This window comes from Corynebacterium sp. c7Ub_26 (assembly GCF_053760365.1).
Genome location: NZ_JBSNBL010000001.1, coordinates 288219 through 308689 on the forward strand (window position 1 = coordinate 288219; position 20471 = coordinate 308689).

Annotated in this window: 14 protein-coding genes and 2 tRNA genes; 15 read left to right on the top strand and 1 reads right to left on the bottom strand. The window is 56.7% G+C overall.

The genetic code is table 11. The annotated features are described in order from the left end of the window. Positions 1-90 precede the first annotated feature (90 nt). The 6 genes from ACWORE_RS01275 to clpX all read left to right on the top strand — a co-directional run bounded on the left by ACWORE_RS01275 (position 91) and on the right by clpX (position 5162). Positions 91-165: transfer RNA gene (locus tag ACWORE_RS01275), tRNA-Gly, on the top strand. 368 nt (positions 166-533) lie between these two features. Then, positions 534-610 (top strand) — tRNA-Pro (locus ACWORE_RS01280). 104 nt (positions 611-714) lie between these two features. After that, positions 715-2202 carry a trigger factor gene (gene tig / locus ACWORE_RS01285; protein WP_455302177.1) on the top strand — a complete coding sequence of 496 codons (1488 nt, stop codon included), beginning with the start codon at positions 715-717 and terminating at the stop codon, positions 2200-2202. A 174-nt stretch (positions 2203-2376) separates the two neighbouring features. Continuing rightward, positions 2377-3015 carry an ATP-dependent Clp protease proteolytic subunit gene (locus tag ACWORE_RS01290; protein ID WP_296136160.1) on the top strand — a complete coding sequence of 213 codons (639 nt, stop codon included), beginning with the start codon at positions 2377-2379 and terminating at the stop codon, positions 3013-3015. Positions 3016-3080: 65 nt separating this feature from the next. Next, complete coding sequence (locus ACWORE_RS01295; RefSeq protein WP_041629449.1) at positions 3081-3701, top strand: ATP-dependent Clp protease proteolytic subunit; 621 nt, start codon at positions 3081-3083, stop codon at positions 3699-3701. Positions 3702-3893: 192 nt separating this feature from the next. Continuing rightward, on the top strand, positions 3894-5162 hold the full coding sequence (clpX, locus tag ACWORE_RS01300) for an ATP-dependent Clp protease ATP-binding subunit ClpX (protein ID WP_455302179.1): 1269 nt from the start codon (positions 3894-3896) through the stop codon (positions 5160-5162). A gap of 110 nt (positions 5163-5272) precedes the next feature. Here the strand turns inward: clpX and ACWORE_RS01305 are convergent, their stop codons facing one another. Continuing rightward, positions 5273-6145, bottom strand: a complete 873-nt coding sequence (locus ACWORE_RS01305; RefSeq protein ID WP_296136156.1) for a TetR family transcriptional regulator — start codon at positions 6143-6145, stop codon at positions 5273-5275. Between the two features lie 624 nt (positions 6146-6769). Between ACWORE_RS01305 and ACWORE_RS01310 the strand changes: the two genes are divergently transcribed. The 9 genes from ACWORE_RS01310 (at position 6770) to rplU (ending at position 20413) form a co-directional block, all read left to right on the top strand. After that, on the top strand, positions 6770-7765 hold the full coding sequence (locus ACWORE_RS01310) for a malate dehydrogenase (RefSeq protein WP_406604836.1): 996 nt from the start codon (positions 6770-6772) through the stop codon (positions 7763-7765). 150 nt (positions 7766-7915) lie between these two features. Continuing rightward, positions 7916-10687 carry a valine--tRNA ligase gene (locus ACWORE_RS01315; RefSeq protein WP_455302182.1) on the top strand — a complete coding sequence of 924 codons (2772 nt, stop codon included), beginning with the start codon at positions 7916-7918 and terminating at the stop codon, positions 10685-10687. 199 nt (positions 10688-10886) lie between these two features. Then, the gene (gene folC / locus ACWORE_RS01320) at positions 10887-12404 is read left to right on the top strand and encodes a bifunctional tetrahydrofolate synthase/dihydrofolate synthase (RefSeq protein WP_455302574.1); all 1518 of its coding nucleotides are present in this window, start codon (positions 10887-10889) and stop codon (positions 12402-12404) included. Between the two features lie 101 nt (positions 12405-12505). Continuing rightward, a complete protein-coding gene (locus tag ACWORE_RS01325; RefSeq protein WP_406606105.1) occupies positions 12506-12910 on the top strand; it encodes a DUF4233 domain-containing protein in 405 nt (134 codons plus the stop codon). A gap of 299 nt (positions 12911-13209) precedes the next feature. After that, positions 13210-14142, top strand: a complete 933-nt coding sequence (locus tag ACWORE_RS01330; RefSeq protein WP_455302183.1) for an amino acid ABC transporter permease — start codon at positions 13210-13212, stop codon at positions 14140-14142. Continuing rightward, entirely contained in the window at positions 14139-14984 is an 846-nt protein-coding gene (locus ACWORE_RS01335; RefSeq protein ID WP_455302185.1) for an amino acid ABC transporter ATP-binding protein, read from the top strand. The genes ACWORE_RS01330 and ACWORE_RS01335 overlap by 4 nt, the downstream gene beginning before the upstream one ends. 129 nt (positions 14985-15113) lie before the next feature. Beyond that, positions 15114-15524, top strand: coding sequence for a nucleoside-diphosphate kinase (ndk, locus tag ACWORE_RS01340; protein ID WP_296136145.1), 411 nt, complete (start codon positions 15114-15116; stop codon positions 15522-15524). Positions 15525-16065: 541 nt separating this feature from the next. Then, the gene (locus ACWORE_RS01345) at positions 16066-19857 is read left to right on the top strand and encodes a translation initiation factor IF-2 N-terminal domain-containing protein (RefSeq protein WP_455302187.1); all 3792 of its coding nucleotides are present in this window, start codon (positions 16066-16068) and stop codon (positions 19855-19857) included. A gap of 253 nt (positions 19858-20110) precedes the next feature. Continuing rightward, complete coding sequence (rplU, locus tag ACWORE_RS01350; RefSeq protein ID WP_012731988.1) at positions 20111-20413, top strand: 50S ribosomal protein L21; 303 nt, start codon at positions 20111-20113, stop codon at positions 20411-20413. Positions 20414-20471 lie beyond the last annotated feature (58 nt).

A 20471-nucleotide genomic window follows, 5' to 3' on the forward strand; every position in this document is an offset into this window, starting at 1 on the left:
ACTATGGCAACACACCGCGGAAAGAAGGTTCGTGAGTGTTGAAATGGGCGTAAGTCGTGTTTCACGTGCTCAGGTACCGTTTTTCGCAATGGGAATGTCGTATAGTGGCTAATACCTCAGCCTTCCAAGCTGAAGACGCGGGTTCGATTCCCGTCATTCCCTCCATTATGTCGGAGACATAGAGAGTCCCGACGACAATATCACCCGGTTGGTTTTCCACGCTTGCGGAGAACTAGCCGGGTTTCGTCGTATGACCACGTATGTGATCATGAGGGTTCTTTATGTCGGCAGTGCCCGTCGTGAGACAGGGAACGTAAGGCATAGAGCTGCTGTCACAACGGAGAGTAGAAAACGACGCAGCCTCGCTCCATTGCTAACTCCTAAGCTGACCGTGTAATATCGCAAAAAGCTCTTTCACCACGTATTTTGCGGTGGATAACGCTGAATAGTGGGGGTCATTGAAAGTGGCAAAAACGGTGCCCGTAGACTCTAGTTGTCTTCGGCACACGTGGCCGGTGGACTTTCTTTCATACCGGGGTATGGCGCAGCTTGGTAGCGCACTCGTTTTGGGAGCGAGGGGTCGTGGGTTCGAATCCCGCTACCCCGACCAGGAGTGGCCCGGCCGGTCAGACACGACGTTTGGCAGGCCGGGTCTCCACAAATAGAGAGAAATTGTATTCCAAATAACCAACGACACCACAGGAGTGTGCATCCGTGAAGAGCTCCGTTGAGCAACAGAGCGCGACTCGTGTAAAGCTTACTGTCGAAGTTCCTTTTGACGAGCTTCAGCCGGAGATCGACCAAGCCTACCGCTCGCTGGCGCAGCAGGTCACACTCCCTGGCTTCCGTAAAGGCAAGGTTCCTCCGCGCGTTCTTGAAGCACGGCTCGGCCGTGGGGCTATCCTCGACCAGGCCATCAACAACATGCTGCCCAGCCGATACAGCCAGGCTGTTGAAGAGCATGACCTCAAGGTCCTCACGCAGCCGACTATCGACATCACCCGGTTGGAAGATAACGAGCTTGTTGAGTTCACCGCAGAGGCTGACGTCCGCCCGGAGATTGACCTTCCTGATTTCTCCACCATCGAGGTCGAAGTCGATCCGCTCGTTGCCGACGACGCCGCTGTCGACGCTGAGCTGGACAACCTCCGCGCACGTTTCGGCACCTTGAAGGCAGTCGAGCGCCCAGTTCAGAAGGATGACTTCGTCTCCATCGACCTGTCCGCAACTGTGGACGGCGAACCCGTTGACGAGGCCACGACCGAAGGCCTTTCCCACCAGGTTGGCAACGGTGAGCTCATCGAGGGCTTAGATGACGCGCTCGAGGGCATGAAGGTTGATGAATCAAAGACCTTCAAGTCGAACCTCGTTGCAGGTGACCACGAAGGCGAAGAGGCCGAGGTCACTGTCACCGTGAAGTCGCTCAAAGAGCGTGAGCTTCCCGAGGCTGACGATGACTTCGCCCAGCTCGCATCGGAATTCGACACCATCGGCGAGCTTCGTGAGTCCTTGGCCAAGCAGGTTGAGGAGAATAAGAAGGCCGAGCAAGCGTCGTCGATCCGGGACAAGGTTCTCGAAAAGGCTCTGGAAAAGACCGACTTCGAGCTGCCTGAAGCCGTCGTCGAAGAGCAAGTTAAGGGCCAGCTGAACCAGCTTCTGCAGCAGTTCAACGGTGATGAAAAAGCCTTTGACCAGCTTCTCGCCGCTCAGGGCAGCAGCCGCGAAGAGTTCGATCGCGACACTCGGTCCAGCGCAGAGGAAGCCGTGCGGACTCAGCTGTTCCTCGACACGCTCGCTGATGAGCTTCAGCCAGAGGTGAGCCAGCAGGAATTCACCGAGCACATTATGTTCACCGCCCAGCGGTACGGCATGGAGCCTCAGCAGTTCATGCAGGCCATTCAGGCGTCGGACCAGATCGGTGCCCTCTACGCCGACGTCCGTCGTGGCAAGGCTTTGGCTGAATCCATCTGCACGGTTTCAGTCAAGGACACCGATGGCAACGAGATCGATCCGAAAGAATACTTCGGTGAAGAAGAAAACACCGACGAGACTTCGACCGGGTCCGCCGATGCCGAAGCATCTGAAAACAGCGAAGCAACGCCGTCGGGCACCGAGACCGAAGAATCGGCTGAATTCGATCAAGCGGCGGAAGCTCCCGTGGCAACGCCCACCGATGACGATTCAGAGAACGCTGAAAAATAAACCGTTGACTTGCGGATAATTCCGACACTGCCCCCACGCCCCGAAAGGTGTGGGGGCATCGGCATCTCATGCCGACGCACGCTAACAGCGAACAGAGCACAAAAGGCGAGCCACGCTTCATCGAATTAGCTAGTCTGGGGTGCACCCAAAAACATTGGAAAGTGAGCGTAAATAATGAACTTTTCCTCAAACGACACTGGAGTTAATGCTCAGAAGGGTTATTCTGCCCCCACCATGGACAATGGGACAGCAGGATTGAACCTTAACGATTCCGTCTTCGAGAGACTGCTGCGGGAACGCATTATCTTCCTCGGCACCGAGGTTAATGACGACATCGCCAACCGGCTGTGCGCACAGATCCTTTTGCTCTCGGCCGAGGACCCGACGCGGGACATTTCCTTGTACATCAACTCGCCCGGCGGCTCTGTGACCGCAGGCATGGCGATTTATGACACTATGACGTACGCACCGTGCGACATCGCCACGTACGGGATGGGCCTGGCTGCCTCCATGGGCCAGTTCCTCCTCACCGCGGGGACAAAAGGCAAGCGCTACGCTTTGCCTCACGCTCGCATTTTGATGCACCAGCCGTCGGCAGGTGTTGGCGGAACGGCAGCTGATATTGCCATTCAGGCAGAGCAGTTCGCCCGCACCAAGCGCGATTTGGCCGAGCTCAACGCGCAGCACACCGGCCAGTCACTGGAGCGGATTCAGAAAGACTCCGACCGTGACCGCTGGTTCGATGCCCAGGAGGCCTTAGAGTACGGCTTTGTTGACCACGTGATTACATCGGCGAAGGAGGAGACAGAGTAGTGGCTATGAACCCTAGCGATGAACTCAACCAGTATTCTTCTTCTCAATTGAACGGGGTTTCCCACATGCAGATGCCAGAAAGCCGCTACATCCTCCCATCATTTGTCGAGCACAGCTCGTTTGGGGCCAAAGAATCCAACCCTTATAACAAGCTTTTCGAAGAGCGCATCATCTTCCTCGGCACCCAGGTCGACGATGCCTCCGCCAACGACATCATGGCTCAGCTCCTCGTCCTCGAGGGGCTAGACCCGGACCGTGACATCACCATGTACATCAACTCGCCCGGCGGATCGTTCACGTCGCTCATGGCGATTTACGACACCATGCAGTACGTCCGTCCCGACGTCGTCACGGTCTGCTTGGGGCAGGCAGCGTCGGCAGCCGCGGTGCTGTTGGCAGCCGGTACTCCGGGCAAGCGTGCTGCGTTACCGAACGCGCGCGTCCTTATTCACCAGCCAGCGACGCAGGGTACGCAGGGGCAGGTTTCCGACCTCGAAATCCAGGCCGCAGAGATCGAGCGTATGCGGACGTTGATGGAGACCACCTTGGCTCGCCATACTGGCGTATCAGCGGAACAGATCCGGATCGATACCGACCGCGACAAGATCCTCACTGCCGAAGGTGCGAAGGAATACGGAATCATTGACCAAGTCTTTGATTACCGGAAGGCCTCTGCACAGAAATAAGGCGGAGTACCTACGTCACCAGGGTTGATGAACCGGAAGTGCCGGTGTGCTACCCAGTTTTATAATGAGATGACAACGAGCCCAGAATGAGCGCGGAATCGACTAGCTCCGCTGCTATTCTGGGCTTTGGTCTCGGATAGACAACCATGAACGGTTGTACGCCTACGAAGTCGTTAGGGGTCAAGGGAATTTATGGCACGTATGCAGGAAAGCGCCGATGTCCTGAAGTGCTCTTTTTGCGGAAAGAGCCAGAAGCAGGTCCGCAAACTCATCGCGGGCCCAGGTGTGTACATCTGCGACGAATGCATCGACCTGTGCAATGAAATTATCGAAGAGGAATTTGATAATTCACCCGTGCAGAAGACGGACAAGGCACTACCGAAGCCATCGCAGATCGTCGACTTTCTCGGTGATTACGTCATCGGCCAGGACGCCGCAAAGCGGACTTTAGCCGTGGCGGTCTACAACCACTACAAGCGCATCCAAGCCGATGAGAATGACCACCATAAGTCTGACGACGATATAGAGATCGCGAAGTCCAACATCCTCATGCTCGGCCCGACTGGTTCCGGCAAAACCTACCTGGCGCAAACACTGGCCCGCATGCTCGACGTTCCCTTCGCCATGACCGACGCAACCAGCCTGACGGAGGCCGGCTATGTCGGTGAAGACGTGGAGAATATTCTTCTGAAGCTCCTCCAGGCTGCGGACTTTGACGTCGATCGTGCTCAGCGCGGAATCATTTACATCGACGAGGTCGATAAGATTTCACGCAAATCGGAAAACCCCTCGATTACCAGGGACGTTTCAGGCGAGGGTGTTCAGCAGGCACTGCTGAAAATTCTCGAAGGAACGGTGGCCTCGGTCCCGCCGCAGGGTGGCCGGAAGCATCCGAACCAAGAATTTATCCAGCTCGATACCAAGAATGTCCTGTTCATCGTTGCCGGTGCGTTCGCGGGCTTGGAGAAAGTCATTGGCGAGCGACGCGGAAAGCAGGGGCTCGGATTCGGCGCGAATGTGTCCTCGAAGGAGGAAAACGAACTCGATGCGTTCTCCTATGTTCAGCCAGAAGACCTGGTGAAGTTCGGGTTAATTCCTGAGTTCATTGGGCGCCTCCCGGTCGTCGCTACTGTGAATGATCTTGACCGTGAAGCACTGGTTCGTGTGTTGACTGAACCAAAGAACTCGCTGTTCAAGCAGTACAGCAGGCTGCTCGACATGGATGGCGTAACCCTGACCATGGAGGAGGGTGCGCTTAATGCCATTGCCGATAAGGCTATCGAACGCGGTACGGGAGCTCGTGGCCTGAGGGCGATCCTGGAGGAGATCTTAGGACCGGTCATGTTCGAGGTTCCTGACTCGGAAGACGTTACCGAAGTGGTTATTCCAGAAGAATGCGTCACAGAAGGTGCTGAACCGAGGCTGATTTCGTCCACAGAGGCGGAAAGGGAATCCGCCTAAAGCCGGCCGCCCGGACCCCAAAGGCCGGCCACCTCAACCCGTAAATGGTTGACGACGATTCACGTGCGGAAACCAAGGTGTCGGAGCGCGAACCGCGGCCCAACGTTCAATCAGTCGCGGTAAAACTCCGAGAACGGCCCAAATTGTTCGTCGAACCGATTGGTCTCATTAGACGCCGGCGCCTCGCTGCCGTCCAACAGATCACCGTCGCCATATAGCGGCGTATTGTCCCGCTCGCTGGCGCGAAGCTGTTCGGCGGTGACGGTATAGGAATCTCCTTCTCGCGTGGCCATCGTCGTCGTCAAGAGACTGATCACAGTATCTTGAATGAGCGCATTAATGCCATCGCGGTTGCTTTCGTCGCCGGTAGCTACGTCGTACATGGACCGAAATGTCGACTGGTTATACGCGGGAAACATCGCCAACGCGCAGATGATGAAGTAGATATCAATCGCTGAAACCCCTGGCCGAAATGCGCCGTGATCCTGACCATTCATCAGCAGCCGCCCGATTTGCAGAACGGCGGGTGACCCGGAAAAGATGTGAACATCGGCATCTTGGGGGAGGATCCCAAGCAGGTTTTCCATGGCCAACATCCTGGCCGACCGCGGTTCAGCAAAGAACTTCTTCACAAGGATGTCAATGAGTTGCCGGATCGCCTCAACCGGCACGTCACTGTCAGGAATAAGATCTTCTGCCTTCGGGTGGAGGAGCCTTTCCGCATAGCGCAGGCACTCCATGTACAGGCCTTTTTTGTCGCCGTAATAGTAATGGATCATCCGTTTAGAGACACCGGACGCGCTCGCGATGTTCTCCAGTCGAGCCTCGTTATAACCGACGTTAGAAAAAACGGTCAGCGCGGCGTCGAGAATTTCCTCATGCTCGGGGGCTGAGGTCTCAGCGTCCTTTGAGATAGGGCCGGTATCGATGGAAATGAGGTCGGGTGCTGAGGGGGAGTCGTTGTGTAAAGGCGATGTTGACATACTCATTACTTCGAACGGGGTTGACATCTATGGCTTCAGTTCGCGGCGTGCTGAGTCTGTTGCCTCATGCTCCTTGATCCTTCATCGAATGATCCACATTATCGACGAGCCTATGATCCAGTCCGCCACCAACCTCCACGTGCTAGTGATGCTGATCGACTAACGGTGGTAGAGGAACAGTTACGGTCTCGACCTGGTGCCATAATTACCAACACAATCGTAGACATTAGTTTCTACTTTCTGCATTATCTCGTGGTTTATCCCAGTTCGTAGAGTATTTTTGACCTTATTCGGGGGTAGTTAAGTACATAGCGTCCCAATCAATGCCCACCTTTATACGATCGACGCGAGCAACTACCCCCTTGCCCAGAAAGAACCTACCGAATGGTAGGAACCATGAATGTTGCCGTGGGGAGGGGGTGGGGTGGACCGGCCCGCCCGCGACGCAACTCTGTCTACGCAGGTCTGTATATGCAGGGTGGCCGCGTCAAGGAGTATCGTTGGAGGCGTGCGGACCTACCGTTCCGTAGCTCTTTTCCGGGCAACTGATCCCTCGAGTAGTAGGTGGATGGCCCGACTGTGAACGGGTGGTACGCGGTACACCGATATGTAGGGAAGGTTTTAATGACTGCTGAAGGAAAGAATCCCGTCAACGTTGCTGTTTCCGGAGCATCCGGGCAGATTTCGTACTCTTTGCTCTTCCGCATTGCTTCAGGCGACGTCTTTGGTAAGGACACCCCGGTTCACCTCCGGCTGCTCGATATTCCGCAGGCTGTTTCCGCTGCTCAGGGGGTCGCGATGGAGCTCTTTGACGCTGCATTCCCGCTGGTCACCGGTATCACGGTCACCGATAAGGCCGAGGAAGCATTCGAGGATGCTCAGGCGGTTTTCTTGGTTGGTTCCAAGCCCCGCGGTAAAGGGGAGGAACGCTCCGATCTCCTCACAGCAAACGGCAAGATTTTCGGGCCCCAAGGTAAAGCAATCAACGACCACGCTGCCAAAGATGTGCGCGTACTCGTCGTGGGCAACCCTGCCAACACCAACTGCCTGATCGCGAAGGCCAGCGCCCCCGACATCCCGGCCAACCACTTCACCGCCATGACCCGTCTGGATCACAACCGGTCGCTGGCTCAGCTCTCTGAAAAGCTGGGTGCCCCGGTGAAAGACTTCGCGAAGATGACGGTGTGGGGTAACCACTCTGCCACGCAGTTCCCCGACGTCACCTACGCCACGGTCAATGGTGAGTCTGTTGCCGACAAGGTCGATGAGAAGTGGCTTGCCGACGAATTCCGTCCGCGTGTTGCTAAGCGTGGGGCTGAAATTATCGAGGTTCGCGGTAAGTCCTCCGCGGCCTCGGCAGCCTCGGCAGCTATTGATCACATGCGCGACTGGTTCGCCGGAACCCCGGAGGGCGACTGGGTATCCGTGTCGCTTCCGTCGGATGGTTCCTACGGCATCGACGAAGGCCTAGTTGCCTCTGTGCCGTGCCGCTCGGTGAACGGCGAATGGGAAGTTGTTAAGGACCTGGAGATTTCCGACGCACAGCGCAAGCTCATCGACGCCAACGTGGAGGAGCTCCGTAACGAAAAGAAGATCGTGGAGGATAGTGGCTTGATCTAGCCCTGGCAGTCCTCGACGACTGATAGACGGTTGATAAACCGTTGATGAACGGTTGTCAAAGGCCCAGCTCTCCCTGGTGGAAGAGTCGGGCCTTGTGCCGTCGTTGCCCCGAAACGGCATATGCCCTCGGTCCGTTTTAGAATGAACCTCATGAATTCAGCCCTTCACACGCCGCAAGGCTCCTCGTCATCATCGAAATCCTCTACGACGAACCGCGCAGACCTCTTACCTAAGCAGTGGAATCCTGCGGATGTTGAGAAGAAACTCTATGAGAGCTGGGTAAACAAGGGCTACTTCACGGCGGATGCGTCCTCATCGAAGCCGTCGTATTCCATTGTTTTGCCGCCGCCGAATGTGACCGGGCAGTTGCACATGGGACACGCACTCGACCACACGATTATGGATGCCCTTGCTCGCCAGAAGCGGATGCAAGGCTATGAGGTCCTGTGGCTCCCGGGGATGGACCACGCGGGTATCGCCACCCAAACCAAGGTTGAAGCGCTTCTCAAGGAGACAGAGGGGAAGGATCGCTTCGATTACGACCGCGAGGAATTCGTCGACAAGGTGTGGTCGTGGAAGAAAGACTATGCCGAAAAAATTGGTAACCAGATGCGCGCCTTGGGGGATTCTCTGGACTGGTCGCGTGAGAGGTTTACTCTCGACGAGGGGCTTTCGCGTGCGGTCCAGACCATGTTCAAGAAGCTTTATAATCAAGGATTAATTTACCGTGCTAACCGAATGGTGAATTGGTCGCCGAAGTTAGAGACCGCGATCTCGGATATCGAGGTCGTCTACTCCGACGACGAGGGCGAGCTTGTTTCCATCCGCTACGGTTCGCTCAACGACGACGAGCCACACGTCATTGTCGCGACGACGCGTGTTGAGACGATGCTGGGCGACGTCGCCGTGGCCGTCCACCCTGACGATGACCGATACAAAGATCTCGTCGGTAAAGAGCTGCCGCACCCCTTTATCGAAGGCCGCATGATGAAGGTCATTGCCGACGATTATGTCGATCCGGAATTCGGCACTGGTGCTGTGAAGATCACGCCGGCTCATGACCCCAACGACTTCGCGATGGGGCAGCGCCATAACCTGGATATGCCCGTTGTGTTGGATAAGACGGCGCATATTGCGGATACCGGAACCCAATTCGATGGCATGGATCGGTATGAGGCGCGGAAGGCGATCACGGAGGCTCTGCGCGAACAGGGTCGGATTGTGAAGGAGATCCGCCCCTACGTCCACTCGGTGGGCCACTCCGAGCGCACCAAGGAGGCCATTGAGCCCCGCTTGTCCGAGCAGTGGTGGGTGAAGGTCGATGGCCTTGCCAAGATGGCATCTGAAGCGGTGAGCAGCGGTGATACCGTCATCCACCCGGAAAGCCAGACACCCCGCTGGTTCGATTGGGTCGACAACATGCACGATTGGTGCATTTCTCGGCAGCTGTGGTGGGGCCACCGGATTCCGATTTGGTATGGCCCCGACGGTGAGGTCGTCTGTTGCGGCCCCGACGATGAACCGCCAACAGGTGAGGGCTGGCATCAGGACCCCGATGTGTTGGATACCTGGTTTTCCTCGGGTCTGTGGCCATTCTCGACGATGGGCTGGCCGGAGCACACCAAGGATCTAGACAAGTTCTACCCAACGTCCGTTTTGGTCACAGGCTATGACATCCTGTTTTTCTGGGTGGCCCGAATGATGATGTTCGCCACCTACGCCGATACCCTTGAGGACTCAACCCTTCACGATGGCCAGGGCGCGACAGCGAAGGACGGCCGTCCCCAGGTACCGTTCACGGACATTTTCTTGCACGGTCTTGTCCGCGATGAACAGGGCCGGAAGATGTCGAAGTCACTGGGCAATGGCATCGACCCCATGGATTGGGTGCGCGATTATGGCGCCGACGCTTTGCGATTCACGCTGGCTCGCGGTGCAAACCCGGGAACAGACTTGCCACTCGGCAGCGACGCCGCGCAGTCCTCGCGCAACTTTGCGACGAAGCTCTTCAACGCAACGCGGTTCGCGCTGATGAACGGCGCGCAGGTTGGCCCGTTGCCAGACCGCTCCTCGCTCACGGACGCTGACCGGTGGATTCTAGACCGGCTAGAGGCCACCCGACAGTACGTCGATAAGTCCCTGAACAAGTACGAATTCGCGAAAGCGAACGAGACACTCTATCACTTCACGTGGGACGATTTCTGCGACTGGTACCTGGAAATTGCGAAGACACAGATCCCCCGTGACCCCGAGAACAATGATGCAACCGGTCAGGCTACCCAGTGCGTTATCGGCCGAGTGCTGGACACCATTCTTCGTTTACTCCACCCGACGATGCCCTATGTGACAGAAACGCTGTGGACCGCGCTCACTACTGGGGTAGAAGGACAGAAAGAATCTTTGGTTGTTTCTTCCTGGCCCGATGCGTCGATGACAACAAATGGTGCCGACGCGGACCCAGTTGCTCAACGTCGTGTGGAAGACCTCATTAAATTAGTGACGGAAATCCGCCGTTTTCGCTCCGACCAGGGCGTGAAACCGTCACAGCGGGTACCGGCACGGGTGGATTGTTCTGCTGCGGATCTTCAGGAACAAGAACCTGCTATCCGGAATTTGGCCCGTATCGACGAACCCTCAGAGGGATTCTCTGCAACGGCGTCCATTGAACTGCGCTTATCGCAAACCACGATTACGGTCGAACTGGACACCTCCGGCACCGTCGATAAGGACGCTGAGCGGAAGCGAATGGAGAAAGACCTCAAAGCGGCGAACAAAGAACTGGAAACCACCGGTAAGAAGCTGGCCAATGAGAACTTTCTTATGAAGGCGCCGGACGCTGTGGTGAACAAGATCCGTGAGCGTCGAGCTATTGCCGAGGAAGAGATCGCCAGGATTTCAGCGCGGTTGGCGGGCCTCGGATAAGTTCATGGGGATAATCCGCGGTCAGTGCGGGCGAACGTACGATTGACGGCGTACGTCGAACGGCATAGAACGAAGCGAGATTACGAGAAAGAAGGTATGAATGGTGGCAGGCCGTGACGAGGATGGCCTTGATAATGATGGGGGCATCCCTAACTCCCATCACGACAAGATCGAGGGCAGTTCAGTCGATCCGGCATCATTGAGTCCGGAGGACATCAACGCTGCGATCTCCGACGATCTCGAAGTCGATGATGCCGGGCTCACGTTGCCCTTGAGCGACGAGACAAAGCCGGAAGTTGTGCATCGCACCATCACACCGGACGATCTCGAGGCACTGGCGGACGTTGAAAATCAGCTTAATTCGCGCTGGCCAGAGACGAAGATTGATCCCACCCTAGATCGCATGCATCAGGTACTTGATCTTTTGGGGGACCCTCAGCACGCATACCCATCTATCCATGTTGCGGGAACGAATGGGAAAACCTCCGTTACCCGGATGATTGAATCCCTCCTTCGTGCGTTTCATCGGCGCACCGGCCGTACCACCAGCCCCCATTTGCAGTCGGTGACGGAACGAATTGCCATTGATGGGGAACCCATCCACCCTGCCGACTTTGTACAGACCTGGAAATCCGTTAAGCCCTTCGTCGAGATGGTTGACCGTCGATCTGAGGACGAGGGGGGACCGCGTATGAGCACCTTTGAGGTGCTCACCACGATGGCATTCGCAGCATTCGCCGACGCCCCCGTCGACGTTGCTGTTGTCGAAGTTGGCATGGGCGGCCGTTGGGATGCAACCAATGTAGTGCACGGGGACGTGACCGTGATAACCCCGGTGGGAATGGACCACTCTGAATACCTGGGCGATACTATCGAAGAAATCGCCGGTGAAAAAGCGGGAATCATCAAGTCTCGGTGGGATAAGGATGACCTTCTGACTCCGCCGGATAATGTCGCAATTATCGCTGAGCAGGACCCTGCCGCGATGAATGTGATCCTGGAACAAGCAGTGTCCGTTGATGCATCGGTGGCCCGCGCTGGTAGCGAATATGGCATCGTTGAGCGATCCGTGGCTGTTGGCGGGCAGACCTTAACCATCCGCGGCTTAGGTGGAACGTACGAAAACGTCTTCCTACCGTTGTCTGGTGCCTACCAGGCCAGGAACGCTGCAACAGCACTTGCCGCCGTCGAGGCTTTCTTTGGCGCGGGAGGCGGGCGGCAATTGGACGTCAACACTGTCCGTGAGGGTTTTGGTAACGTCAGCTCACCAGCTCGTTTAGAGCGCATCCGAACCTCGCCATCCGTCTTTGTTGATGCCACCCATAACCCCCAAGGCGCCTGGGCCTTAGCAGAAACTCTTCATGACGACTTTTCTTTCCGACGCCTCATCGGCATCGTCAGCATCTTCCAAGACAAAGATGTCGTCGGAGTGTTGGAAACGCTGCGCGACACATTTGATGAAATCGTTGTCACCGAGGTCGATTCGCCACGAGCTATGCCCGTTGACGAGTTAGCTGAGCTAGCCCGCACCCTTGTTGGCGACGAACGTGTCCACGTTTCAGCCTCGATGGCCGACGCCATCGAAGACGCTGTCGCCCTCGCCGAAGAGGAAGGCGAGGAAGAAGGCTACGGCTTGGCTGGAACAGGGGTCGTCATAACGGGAAGTGTTTATTCAGCAGGTCGTGCGCGTGCGCTGCTAGGAAAGGAACCGGAGTAGTGGTGGATCGAAGAGAAACAGATTCGGGTCGCGATGGCGCACAGCGGCAGGGCAGGCAGCGGTCCGGCAGTCAGTTTCCCGGAGCGAAGGGCGACGAGGCGATCGAGTATGGCCCCCTGGGACCCGGACATGATCCGGTGAAGGACCCGTTGAAAGGATTGCGGGGAGTGATGGCCGGAACCTTGATCATGGAGTTCATCACCTTCTTACTGGTTCTCCCCGTGGTAGCCCGAGTTGACGAGGGGGCATATAACACGCCTTTCAACATTGTGTCGGTGATTGTATTTTGCGTCGCCTTATTGGTGATGTCGTTCCTGCAAGGGAAGTCGTGGGCCCTTTGCATCGACTTGTTTTTGCAGGTTGTCGCCATTATCGGGTTTATTGTTCATCCTGCAATGGGCGTGATGGGTATCGTTTTCGCACTCGTCTGGGCGTATATCGTTTACCTGCGCAAAAACTTGATCGAGCGGATGAAACGCGGTCTGTTAACTACCCAGCACACATGAGTCCGCGTAGAGTACCGGGACCAGGGGGACCAGAGGGGATCGTTTGTTGGGGATTCGGTGTAATCGGGAAATCGGGGGAGCCGGGGATATCGCCGTGGCCGCCGTCGGGAAGCTAATCGATCCGTCGTACTAGAGCCCGACCTCGTCTTCGGGATGTTGATGTAATAATATGTTCAAACATCAATAATATTGCGACCTGTGGGCTGACCCTCCAATAGGTCTTCGCTAGGCCGTTGCTAGCTGCTTCAGCCTGGCGGGTACCTCATTCCCGCACTGATCACGTAACGAGAGACACCAACATGGCTTCACATCACACCGATCCTATTCCCGGTCGCATTCGGGAACGTGGGGTTTTCCATCCGGGTACATGGATTGCAGCTGTCATCGTTGCAGTCTTGGTCGCGATGTTCATCCACGGCCTGATCACAAACACCAATTATCAGTGGGACGTGGTCAATGACTACATCCGCGACGTGAACGTCGTTAAAGGTGTCGGTTGGACCTTGTTGCTGACCGTTCTGTCCATGGCGATCGGTGTTGTGCTGGCTGTGACCGCGGCCATTATGCGGCAGAGTGAGAACCCTGTTCTTCGCTCCGTTGCCTGGGCGTATATTTTCGTTTTCCGTGGAATCCCGGTCTACACCCAGTTAGTTTTCTGGGGGCTGCTGGCTGTTCTGTATCCGAAGTTGTCCATGGGGGTTCCTTTCGGCCCAGAGTTCTTCACACTTGATACATCCGACATCATTACCGCGTTCTGGGCTGCAACACTCGGGCTTGGTTTTAACGAAGGTGCCTACCTTGCCGAAATCGTCCGATCCGGTTTGGAGAGCGTGGATGAAGGCCAGCATGAGGCCGCCCGAGCCCTGGGAATGAAGCACAGCACCGTCCTTCGTCGAATTATTATCCCGCAGGCGATGCGCGTCATTATCCCTCCGTTAGGGAATGAAACCATTGGCATGCTGAAGACGACTTCCTTGGTTCTGGCCGTTCCATTTACCCTGGATTTGCAGTACGCAACAAATGCTATTGCCAACCGTCTCTATGCACCGATCCCGCTGCTGATTGTTGCGGCGCTGTGGTACCTCGTGGTGACCAGCGTGCTCATGGTTGGGCAGTACTTCCTCGAGCGATACTTCGGCCGCGGTTTCGATAAGAACCGTAGCTCCAAACGAATCCAAAAAGTGGCATCTGATCCGTCGAAACTGAGCAAAATCCCGGAGGTTGAACAGTGAGTAAGCCCGTAAACCCGGATCAGGATATATCGACGAATACGACGTCGGCGCCGGCGGCCACGCCCAGTTCAGGTGAGCCACTAGTCGTCATTGACGGTTTGTGGAAAGCCTTTGGTGAGCTGGTCATCCTCAAAGACGTGTCATTGTCGGTGAATCGTGGCGATGTGACCGTGCTTATTGGCCCTTCAGGGTCCGGCAAATCGACTCTGCTGCGATGTGTTAACCAACTCGAGCAAATTCAGGCAGGTTCCATTTGGATCGATGGAGAGCTGCAGGGGTATGAACAAGAACCACTTTCCGACGGGCGTCTTCAGCGTCTGAAAGCGGGAGATATCTCCCGGCAACGCTCCCGTATTGGGATGGTGTTCCAGCGATTCAACCTTTTTCCTCACATGACTGCCTTGGAAAATGTTATGGAAGCACCGCGCCAGGTTAAAGGTGTGCCCAAAGAGAAGGCTAAGAAACGGGCAATTGAGCTCCTAGAACGAGTTGGACTAGGGGATCGCGCGACACACTATCCGGGTGAGTTGTCGGGTGGGCAGCAACAGCGTGTTGCTATCGCGCGTGCGTTGGCGATGGACCCAGAGATTATGTTGTTCGATGAACCGACGTCGGCACTGGACCCTGAGTTGGTCTCTGAAGTTCTCACTGTTTTGCAAGAGCTTGCTGAGAGTGGAATGACCATGATCGTGGTGACTCACGAAATGGGGTTCGCTCGCGAAATGGCCGATAACGTCGTGTTCATGGATGAAGGGCAGATCGTGGAGCAAGGCGCTCCGCAGGACGTGATCAATAACCCGAAGTCAGATCGTCTCCAAGCTTTCCTCCAGTCGGTGTTGTGACGCGAGGATCTGGAAGCTGTTTGAGTATCTCGATGCTGTCCGGCTATTCCGTGGGCGGGGAGTCCTATCTAGGAAAAACGCTTTGCTGAGCCTTTCAAGCGTAGGCGATTCATGACTTACAATGATGGTATGTCTGAACGTACCCTCATTCTGATTAAGCCCGACGCAGTCAAACGAGGCCTCGTAGGAGAGATTCTCGCCCGTATCGAGCGCAAGGGGCTCACATTCTCCGCCCTGGATCTGCGCGTGGCGGACCAGGAAACCGCGGAAAAGCACTACGAAGAGCACAAAGACAAGCCGTTCTTCAAAGACCTTATCGAGTTCATCACATCGGGGCCGCTTGTTGCTGGAGTTGTCGAAGGCCCACACGCTATCGAGGCTTGGCGGCAGCTCGCCGGGGGTACCGACCCTGTAAAGAAAGCGACACCGGGGAGCATCCGCGGAGATTTCGCTCTCGATGTTGATGCCAATGTCGTTCATGGTTCGGACTCGCCGGCATCGGCAGAACGCGAAATCGGCATCTGGTTCCCGAACCTTTAAATTCTTATCGCCCGTACCATGACCACATGGCGAACGACTACATGTTGATGGTGCGGGAACGATAATGACACTCCGTTAGCCCAGGCATATGGCCTGTTCACTGGGAATTGTGGTGGGTGAGGGCTGCTGATCCGCCGTCCTCTGGTCCACCTATGACAAAATAATATTCGGAATGCAGACGGGCGAAGCTGCGCTGCAGCGCATGACCGCACATTGTGTGTGCCCCATGTATGTCGTTTAACAGCGAGGGGCCGTCCGGGATCGCTTCATTCACCCCGGTGTTTATAACCGCGAGCTTTTAGAAGATAGCTGCAAGCTGCGCCCCCGTTTCTGTTCCGCCAGCAAGCTTTACCATGACAAAAGAACCGCACTGCACACGCTGTCCAGCCGGATTTATACACGCACTGTGCTAGTCAGTGTTCGATGGTGCCGAGCAGACGTCGCTCGGAATGAGTAAGCCATCGTGCGCATGACGGACTGGACCACCGGCCCGTGCCAACTATCTGGGGCGCGACCACTGCGGTGCTGCTAAAGGAGAATTGTGGCTGACACAAGCCGTACACCCCGTCGTCGTTCGGCAAAACGAACGACAAACACATCATCACAATCGAAGTCGAGAAACACTCGGGCCTCGCAAGCGGCCCACGCGGAAATGGTCACCGAATTAAGTGCCCTATCTGCTGGAACAAAAGCAGTCATCTCTTCCCTCGACGAGAGTGACCTCGCCGCGAAAACGCGTGTTCACCAGTTAGCGAAACTCATCGGGCACACGAGCAAAGAAGTCATTGCCCTTCTTGGTGCCGTCGGAATCACCGTCCGCAGTGCGCAATCGACCGTCACGCGTGAACAAGTGGCCGAATTCCGCGACCGCGTCCAAGCTGCAGACAAAGGCGGCTCTGACCCTGCGCGTGATGCCGACTCTCAGAACGCTGATACCGATAAGGGGCAGGCGGATAAGGCTAAGGCGAGGACGTCTGAGGAAGATAAATCCGAGAAAGATAAAACTGAGCGCGCCGACGTCGGCAAGTCGGATACTGAGACGCTTGATGAAGATGAGTCTGAGGCAGACGGTTCTGACACTGAGAACGCCGACGTCGATAAGCCCACAGTAGAAGAGGATGAGGCGGAAAGGGCCGACGCCGACAAAGCCGAGGCTGATGAGTCAGATACCGACGAGCAAAACGCCGAAAAGCCAGAAACTGAGAACTCGGAGTCGGCTGAGAACCAAGAAGCGAATCATATTTCCATTCCGACTCCGATTTTCATGGCGCCCACACCGGTCGCCACGGAGTCCTCGGAATCCCGCGGCAATTCGGGCGATTCCTCCACGTCTGATGAGGATTCGGCGGGAGAGTCAGAGGAGACATCCAACGTCGACAATGAGGATAATGACGACTCACCGTCGTCATATCGACGGCGCCGGGGTCGCCGTGGCCGGGGCAAGAAAAACGTCGACGAGTCGCCGAAATCTCGAAACTCCAAAGACCACAACGAGGACGACATCTCGGAAGATGAGCGTGGGTCGTCGTCGAAGCGGTCGAAAAAGAACAGCGAGAAGGGCAAGTCGGGGGATAAGAAAGACAACAAGCACGACGGCATCAAACGCAAGGACAAGAACAAGAAGGGGCGTTCCTCGGGCAACAACTCCTCGGGCAACGGTGATGGCTCCGGCGAGGGGAAACAGGAGTCGCCGAAGTCCGATGAGCCCGCCAAGATCAAGGGCTCTACACGTGCTGCGGCCGCGCGGAAGCGTCGCGAAGAAAACAAGCGCGACAAACACCAGACCATCAGCACGGCTGAGTTCCAGGCGCGCCGGGATGCCGTTCACCGCCGGATGATCGTTCGCGATTCAGTGCGATCCGACGGCTCCGGAAAAGTCACGCAAGTCGCCATCATGGAAGACGATCAGCTAGTCGAACACTTCGTGACGTCGGAACGCACGCGGACCCTCGTCGGCAATATTTACTTAGGACGGGTCCAAAACGTCCTGGCCAGCATGGAAGCCGCGTTCGTCGATATCGGAACTGACCGCAACGGTGTGATCTACTCCGGCGATATTGATTGGCGGCACACTCGACACACCGGCCGTCAGCGGAAGATCGAAAAAGCACTCAAGCCGGGCGACCCGATTCTGGTTCAGGTCACGAAGGACTCCGTCGGACACAAGGGGCCGCGGCTCACTAGCCACATATCGCTGGCAGGCCGGTACCTGGTGTACGTGTCCGAAGGGCGTGCGCACGGGGTGTCGCGTAAGCTCCCGGAGCCCGAGCGGAAGCGCTTGAAGAAAGCGGTTTCCGGCATTTTGCCTGATGAGGGCGGTGCGATTATCCGCACAGCCGCCGAGGGCGTCGATACCGAGGACATCGCTCGTGATGTTCGTCGGCAGCAGAATGTGTGGGACTCGATCCTTGACAAGGCTGACGAGCTCCGTACTCTGCCGGGGTCGCAGGCGTCCTCTGGGAAAGGTTCCGGGAAGAAGAATTCAAAGGGCGGCAAGAAGGGCTCGAAGCCGCACTTTGATGGCCCGCAAACACTGCATGAAGAGCCGAACCTGCTGGTTAAGGTTGTGCGTGACCTCTTCAATGAGGACTTCGATGAGCTTATTGTCGACGGTGACCGTTCGTGGTCGATGGTGTCGTCGTACATCCACCGCATTGCACCGGACTTGGAAGAGAAGCTGTCGAAGTATGAGCGTCAGGACTATGAGGGGCAGGACGCGTTCGGCCACTGGGGCATTGATAAGCAACTGAAACAAGCGCTGGACCGTGTGGTGTTCCTGCCGTCCGGAGGCACGCTTGTCATCGAGAAGACCGAGGCTATGACGGTCATTGACGTCAACACCGGCCGTTTTACCGGCTCGAGCGGCAGCCTCGAGGAAACCGTGACCCGCAACAACCTCGAAGCGGCCGACGAGATCGTCCGTCAAATGCGGCTGCGTGATATTGGCGGCATGATCGTCGTCGACTTCATCGACATGGTGCTGGAAGAGAACCAGGAACTGGTGCTCCGTCGCCTCAGTGAAGCCCTGGCCAAGGACCGAACCCGCCACCAGCTGGGTGAAGTGACGTCCTTGGGCCTTGTCCAGATCACCCGTAAGCGGCTGGGTAAAGGCTTGGTCGAGACCTTCTCGACGCCATGTAGCGAGTGTCACGGCCGAGGGGTCATCGTCCACGACGATCCCATCCTCTTGAGCAGCACGGATGATGATGAATCCGATGACGATAGCGCGGCGCTTCAGGACAATGTCGACAATGACCTGCCCGAGTACTCGTTTGACGACGACACCGACGATCACGCGGACGATGCGTCAAGTGATTCCACGTCGGGCGATTCCAAGAATGACCGCTCTAAGGGCGATCGTTCTGGAGGTGGCCGTTCTAAGAAGGACCATGCTGGAAAAGGCGACTCTGGGAAGCAGGGTCATTCTGAAAAACAGGGCGACTCTGACGAGGCGGCCACGCGTCGTCGCTCCATCGAGGAAATCGCTGCAGCTGCAGTAATTCTTGCCGACGACGAAGATCCCGATGAGCCCAGTGGCGCTGATTATCTCCCAGCTGCGCAAGACTCTCGGAGTGGTGGCGACGACGACTCATCTGGTGACAAGGACGGGCGTCCCCGTCGTCGGCGGCGTCGTAAAGCAACGCGCTCATCCCGTGCCCAGCGTGAGGACCAGGTAAAAGCGGACCACGCAGAGTCCGATGGTGCGGAGGCAAACGATTCGAAGAACGCGACGAAGCGTGACGAGGAAACCGCCCACCATGCTGACGGCGACGCGGACAAGGGGAGCGGCGACAAGACCACACGCGGTAAGAAGCAGCGTGGTCGTCGTCACGCGACCCGCCGGAGCGCATCGCAGGCGAAGAAGGTGGCATCGTCGTCGCAATCGAAGTCCCGCAATGAGGACGCTTCTCGCGCCAAGGACGAGCACCAGACTAAGGATGCGTCCCGAACCAAATCCCGCTCGAAGGATTCAGGAGAATCATCGTCCCGGTCCCGAGGGAAGAAATCCTTCTCAGCAGATACCTCGTCTCAGCACAAGGAAACGTATGAGGAGGCACAACGGCAGTTCGACCGGTCGCCACGGCGTCGGCGAGCTACTCGTGGAAACTCCCGGTCCGATGTACCGCCGGAAAAGGAAAACTATCCAGACGGTAAAACCGATAAAACGGGACGTGGTTCGTCGAACGCTCCAGACCAGAAGCAGTCGGATAAGTCATCGGCCGACAACCGGTCAGAGCGCTCCGACAAGCGGGACAACGACTCTCGCAGTGGATCGTCCGCGCGCAAGAATGGTCGACGTCGTGCGCGGCGGAGGGCCTCCACGAAGAAGTGATCGGTAGCCCAAGGCGCCCGGGAGCAAACGTCGATTCGTTTCACACTGGTAACAATGATATAGACGGTTTTGTTATCCATCGGTGACCGGGTAGTCTTGAGCAGTCGCTGTTCGCAGGCCGACTGTCTAGGCCCGTGTGTGCTCATGATTGCGCCCGGGCAACCATTCATGTCTCATGCCGCGAACACGTTAATAGTCCAGTCAGGGTGATTAGCCCTGAGCCGAGCGAAAAATAAAAAGGGGTAGCCCTCTTATGTACGCGATCGTCAAGACCGGCGGAAAGCAGTACAAGGTTGCTGAAGGTGACCTCGTCAAGGTCGAGAAGATCGAGGGTGAGCCGGGTTCGTCCGTGGCTCTCTCCCCGGTTTTGCTCGTCGACGGTGCCTCAATCACCTCAGGTGATGATCTGTCTTCAGTGGCAGTGAACGCCGAGATCGTCGAGCACACCAAGGGCCCGAAGATCCGCAATATGCATTACAGGAACAAGACCGGATACAAGCGTCGCCACGGGCATCGCCAGCCGTTGACCGTTGTGAAGATCACCGGCATCAAGTAAGTCTCGCGGCCGCTGCGGGTTCATCACTCACAGCTGCCACGTGCCCGAGTTTTTCCAA

Coding starts and splice junctions, on each gene's coding strand:
- clpX (WP_455302179.1), top strand. CDS start 3,894: ATGGCACGTATGCAGGAAAGCGCCGATGTCCTGAAGTGCTCTTTTTGC.
- rplU (WP_012731988.1), top strand. CDS start 20,111: ATGTACGCGATCGTCAAGACCGGCGGAAAGCAGTACAAGGTTGCTGAA.
- ACWORE_RS01290 (WP_296136160.1), top strand. CDS start 2,377: ATGAACTTTTCCTCAAACGACACTGGAGTTAATGCTCAGAAGGGTTAT.
- ACWORE_RS01295 (WP_041629449.1), top strand. CDS start 3,081: ATGCAGATGCCAGAAAGCCGCTACATCCTCCCATCATTTGTCGAGCAC.
- ACWORE_RS01315 (WP_455302182.1), top strand. CDS start 7,916: ATGAATTCAGCCCTTCACACGCCGCAAGGCTCCTCGTCATCATCGAAA.
- ACWORE_RS01330 (WP_455302183.1), top strand. CDS start 13,210: ATGGCTTCACATCACACCGATCCTATTCCCGGTCGCATTCGGGAACGT.
- ndk (WP_296136145.1), top strand. CDS start 15,114: ATGTCTGAACGTACCCTCATTCTGATTAAGCCCGACGCAGTCAAACGA.
- ACWORE_RS01305 (WP_296136156.1), bottom strand. CDS start 6,145: ATGTCAACATCGCCTTTACACAACGACTCCCCCTCAGCACCCGACCTC.
- ACWORE_RS01310 (WP_406604836.1), top strand. CDS start 6,770: ATGACTGCTGAAGGAAAGAATCCCGTCAACGTTGCTGTTTCCGGAGCA.